The 4,301-nt window shown below is 76.1% G+C and carries 2 protein-coding genes and 1 pseudogene; 1 reads left to right on the plus strand and 2 read right to left on the minus strand.

The features are described 5' to 3' along the window. Positions 1-91: 91 nt before the first annotated feature. Together DZG00_RS12775 and DZG00_RS12780 are read right to left on the minus strand one after the other, a co-directional pair. Entirely contained in the window at positions 92-3,001 is a 2,910-nt protein-coding gene (locus tag DZG00_RS12775; RefSeq protein ID WP_119455687.1) for a molybdopterin-dependent oxidoreductase, read from the minus strand. Then, positions 2,998-3,909, minus strand: coding sequence for an FAD binding domain-containing protein (locus DZG00_RS12780; RefSeq protein WP_119383178.1), 912 nt, complete (start codon positions 3,907-3,909; stop codon positions 2,998-3,000). Before DZG00_RS12780 ends, DZG00_RS12775 begins: the two co-directional genes overlap by 4 nt. Positions 3,910-4,083: 174 nt before the next feature. Here DZG00_RS12780 and DZG00_RS12785 point away from each other — a divergent pair. After that, positions 4,084-4,301 (plus strand): annotated as a pseudogene (locus tag DZG00_RS12785) (hypothetical protein); the annotation flags it as partial.

The following is a 4,301-nucleotide window of genomic DNA, read 5'->3' on the forward strand; positions in this document are numbered from 1 at the left end:
GGCGCCGCCGTGCTCGTGGTGGGCGTGCTGGGGCGCGCGCTGGTGCTGGCGCGGCGTCGGCGCGTCGGCCGGGCGGGCTGATCCCCGCGTCCTACTCCCGCGTGCCCCGCTCCCCGAGCGTGGTCGGGCTGTCGAACCGCGGCTGCGGGCCGCCGCCGTGCAGGAGCCGCCACACGCGGTCGCGCGACATCGGCAGGTCGTGCGGGCGGATCCCGATGGCGTCGCGCACCGCGTTCGCGAGCGCCGGCGCCACCGGGTTGTAGGGCGCCTCGCTCATCGACTTCGCGCCGTGCGGCCCGAGGTCGTCGTGCGTGCGGGCGAACAGCACCTCGGTCACGGGCAGGTCGGCGAGCTGGGGGATGTGGTAGTTCCGCAGCACGTCGGTGAGGATCCGCCCCTCGCCGTCGTGCACGACCTCCTCGTACATCGCGGTGCCGAGCGCCTGCGCCGTGCCGCCCTCGACCTGGCCGCGCAGCTGCGCGGGGTTCAGCACGGTGCCGGCGTCGACGGCCTGCACGGAGCGGAGGATGCGGACCTCGCCGGTCGCGGGATCCACCGCCACCCGGAACGCATGCACGTTGAACGCGAGGGAGCGCAGCGCGCCCTCCTCGCGGGCCTCCGCCGCGAGGCCGTCGGACCCCACGAGGTCGGCGATCGGCACGGCCGTCCCGTCGGGAGCCGTGAGCGCGTCCGGCGCGAGGGCGAACGCGTCGGCGGGGATCCCCGTGCGCGCGGCTGCCGCCTCCCGCAGCATGCCGGCGAGCGCGGTCGCCGCGACGTGCACGGCCTTGCCCGCGACGACCGTCCCGGCCGAGCCGAACGCGCCCGTGTCGTAGCCGGTGACGTCGGTGTCGGACTGGCGGATGCGGATCCGGTCGGGCGTCGTCCCGAGCGCGGTCGCGGCGAGCTGCGCGTGCACGGTGGTCGTGCCGTTGCCGAACTCGGCCGTGCCGACCGACACGGTGACCATCCCGTCGGCGGCGATGGCCACGTGCACCTCGGCGAAGTGCCCGCGCGGCGGCATGGTGGCGATCATCGCGGCGGCCATGCCCTCGCCGACCAGCCAGCGGTCGCCCGCGGGCACGGGATCCCCGCCGCCGTCGCGGAGCGCCTGCTCGGCGAGGTCGAGGCACTGGTCGAGCCCGTAGCTGCCGCCGAAGCCGAGGTCGGGACCCTCGGCGTGCGTGATGATCAGCGGATCGCCCGGCACCACGACGTTGCGCCGCCGGATCTCGAAGCCCGAGATGCCGAGACGCCGCGCGAGCTCGTCGAGCGCGGACTCGATCGCGAAGATCACCTGCCCGAGGCCGTAGCCCCGGAACGCGCCCGACGGCAGGTTGTTCGTGTAGACGCTCTGCGCGTCCACGCGCTTCGCCGGCGCGCGGTACAGCGCGATGGACTCGTTGCAGCCGTGGAACATGACGCCGGGCCCGTGGTTGCCGTACGCGCCCGTGTCGCTGAGCACATCGACCGCGAGCGCCGTGAGCACGCCGTCGGAGGTCGCGCCGACCGTGACGCCCACCCGCATCGGGTGCCGCGCGGGCGAGAGCGTGAACTCGTCCGACCGCGTGAACTCCAGCTGCACCGGACGGCCCGTGGCGAGCACGGCGAGGGTCACGACGTCCTCGGTGAGGATCTCCTGCTTGCCGCCGAACCCGCCGCCCACGCGGGCCGTGAAGACGCGCACCTCCTCCGGCGGGAGCTCGAACAGCCGGCAGATCTCGCGCTGCACGAGGAACGGGACCTGCGAGCTGGTGCGGAGGACGAGGCGGCCCTCCTCCATCCAGCCCACGGTCGCGTGCGTCTCCAGGTGGGTGTGCGCGACGCGGTGCGTCGACCACGTGCCCGAGACGACCTCGTCGGCGCGGGCGAGCCCGGCCGCCACGTCGCCGTGCTCGCCGTGCATCTCGGCCACGACGTTGCGCTGCGGGTCGGCGAGGCGGGAGACGGCCGGATCCTTGTCGCCGTGCACGAGCGGCGCGCCCGGTCGACGCGCCTCCTCGGGGTCGAAGACGGCGGGCAGCACCTCGTAGTCGACCCGCACCAGGCGCACGGCGGCCTCCGCGATCCCCACGTCGTCGGCGATCACGGCCGCGACGCGCTGCCCGCGGAACCGCACCACGTCGTCGAAGACGCGGCTGTCGTCGGGGTCGTCGAAGCGGTCCTCGTGACGGGCGGACGAGTACAGCGTCGCGGGGGAGTCGTGGTGCGTGAGCACGGCGTGCACGCCCGGCAGCGCGAGCGCCTCCGACGTGTCGATGGAGCGGATCCGCGCGTGCGGGTGGGGGCTGCGCACCAGGCTCGCGTGCAGGAGGCCCGGGACATGGACGTCGAGCGTGTACAGCTCCAGGCCGCTGACCACGCGCTCGCTCGCGGGGGCGTGCAGCGACGTGCCGACGCGGCCGGTCTGGGCGCGCTCGGCGTCGCGGACCGCGCGGGCCTCTCGCGCGTCGCGGCGCGCGTCGTCCTCCGACAGGTCGGCGGCGGGCGCCGAGGATCCCGTCACCCGCACCGGCCCGAGCCCCTCGGGACGCACGCCGCCGCAGCCCGCCGTGTGCGCGTGATCCGCGCCCCCGTGCTCGCCGCGGATCGCCTCGTCGATGGCCCGGTACCCCGTGCACCGGCAGAGGCTGCTCTTCATCAGCCGCGGCAGGTCGTCGAGGTCGTCCTCGGCGAGCGACGCCGCGGTGACGACCATGCCCGGCGTGCAGAACCCGCACTGGAACCCGGCCGCCTCGACGAACCGCTCCTGCACGGGATGCAGGTCGCCCGGCGTCCCGAGACCCGCGGCGGTCGTGACCTCGCTGCCCTGGGCCCGGAAGGCCGGCATGATGCACGAGTGCACGGCCTCCCCGTCGAGGAGCACCGCGCACGCGCCGCAGTCGCCCGAGTCGCAGCCCTTCTTCACGCTGAACACCCCGTGCTCGCGCAGCCACGTGCGCAGGCTCTGCCCGGGGGCCGGCTCTCCCGGGATCTCGCGGCCGTCCACGGTCATGCTCACGCGCGCGCTCCTGCCGTCGTCGTGGTGGCGGCGCCCGGCGGGGTGCCGCGCTCGCCGGATGCGGGTCCGTCGCCCGCGCCCGCGGCGTCGCCCGATAGCTCGGCGCGGATCTCCTCGGCGAGCAGCGCGCTCACGGCCCGGCGCCAGTCGGCGGCCCCGTGCGCGTCGGTGAACCAGGATCCGATCGCCCGCACGTCGTCCGCGAGCGCCTCCGCGGCGGGCAGGGTCGGGTAGCGCAGCAGCTCGGGCCTGAGCGTGGCCCCGGTCACGGTGAGGGCGAACGCGCCGCCCTCGTCGAGGCGGCCGATCACGACGGATCCGGACCGCCCGATGGGCGACAGCGCGATCTTCCGGAACGCCGTCCGCGCGCGCAGCGCTGACGCCGGCACGTGGATCGACCGCAGCACGTCGCCCGGGCGGAGCGCGGTGGTCCGGTCGCCGGTCACGAGCTCCGCCACGGGCATCCGCTCGTCGTGGGCCGCGGAGTCGGCGGTGGCCGCCCGCCAGATCAGCGCCTCCGCGTCGAGGGCGGACGCGAGCGCGGTCATCGGCCCCGCGGGCAGCGCCGAGCAGATGTTCCCGCCCACGGTCGCGACCCGCCAGATCTTCGTCGACCCGAACAGCGCCGTGCACGCCTGGAGGAAGAGCGGGTGCGCCCGCCAGCCGTCCCGCGGCGCGATGCCCGCCACCTCGGCGATGGTGCACGTCGCGGAGATCTCCATGCCGTCGTCCGTGACCACGAGCGACGGCCAGCCGAGCGCCTGCAGGTCGACCAGGCCGGTGAGGTGCGGGTGCGGCTCCGCGAAGATGCCGGATCCGCCCGCGAGCGCCGCCACGGACGGCCCGAGCGCGGCGAGGTCCGCACGCGTCCGGGCGGGCACGACGGAGCGGACGGTGGGCTGGTCCATGGGCCTCCTCTGCGGGCGCCCCGGTCGACGGCCGCGGATCCTCGGGGAGCGCGGTCATGCGTGGGCGTGTGACAGCGATCCTCGCATCCGGCAGCCCGCGCCCCCGCCCGCGCGCCCCCGAGTTGCCGTGGTCCGGGCCAGGCTGTCACGCTCGGGGGGAGACCCGGGGAGACCATGACCATCCGCACCACAGCCCGCGCCGCCCGTCCCCGCCCTCGATCCCGCGGTCGCGCCGCGCTCGCCGTGACCGGATCCGCGCTCGCAGCCTCCCTGCTCCTCGCCGGCTGCTCCTTCGGACCCGACGGCCCGCCCGCCCCGCCGTTCGACGCCGTGGCCATCGACGGCGAGGTGCCCGCCGCCGCCCCCGGCCAGCGCGTCGCCGCGGGCGAGGT

The sequence above is a fragment of the Clavibacter lycopersici genome (assembly GCF_003576405.1).
Lineage (GTDB): Bacteria > Actinomycetota > Actinomycetes > Actinomycetales > Microbacteriaceae > Clavibacter > Clavibacter lycopersici.

What these genes read in the sequence shown, in the direction of transcription:
- DZG00_RS12780 (WP_119383178.1), bottom strand. Translation starts at nt 3,909, where the DNA reads ATGGACCAGCCCACCGTCCGCTCCGTCGTGCCCGCCCGGACGCGTGCG.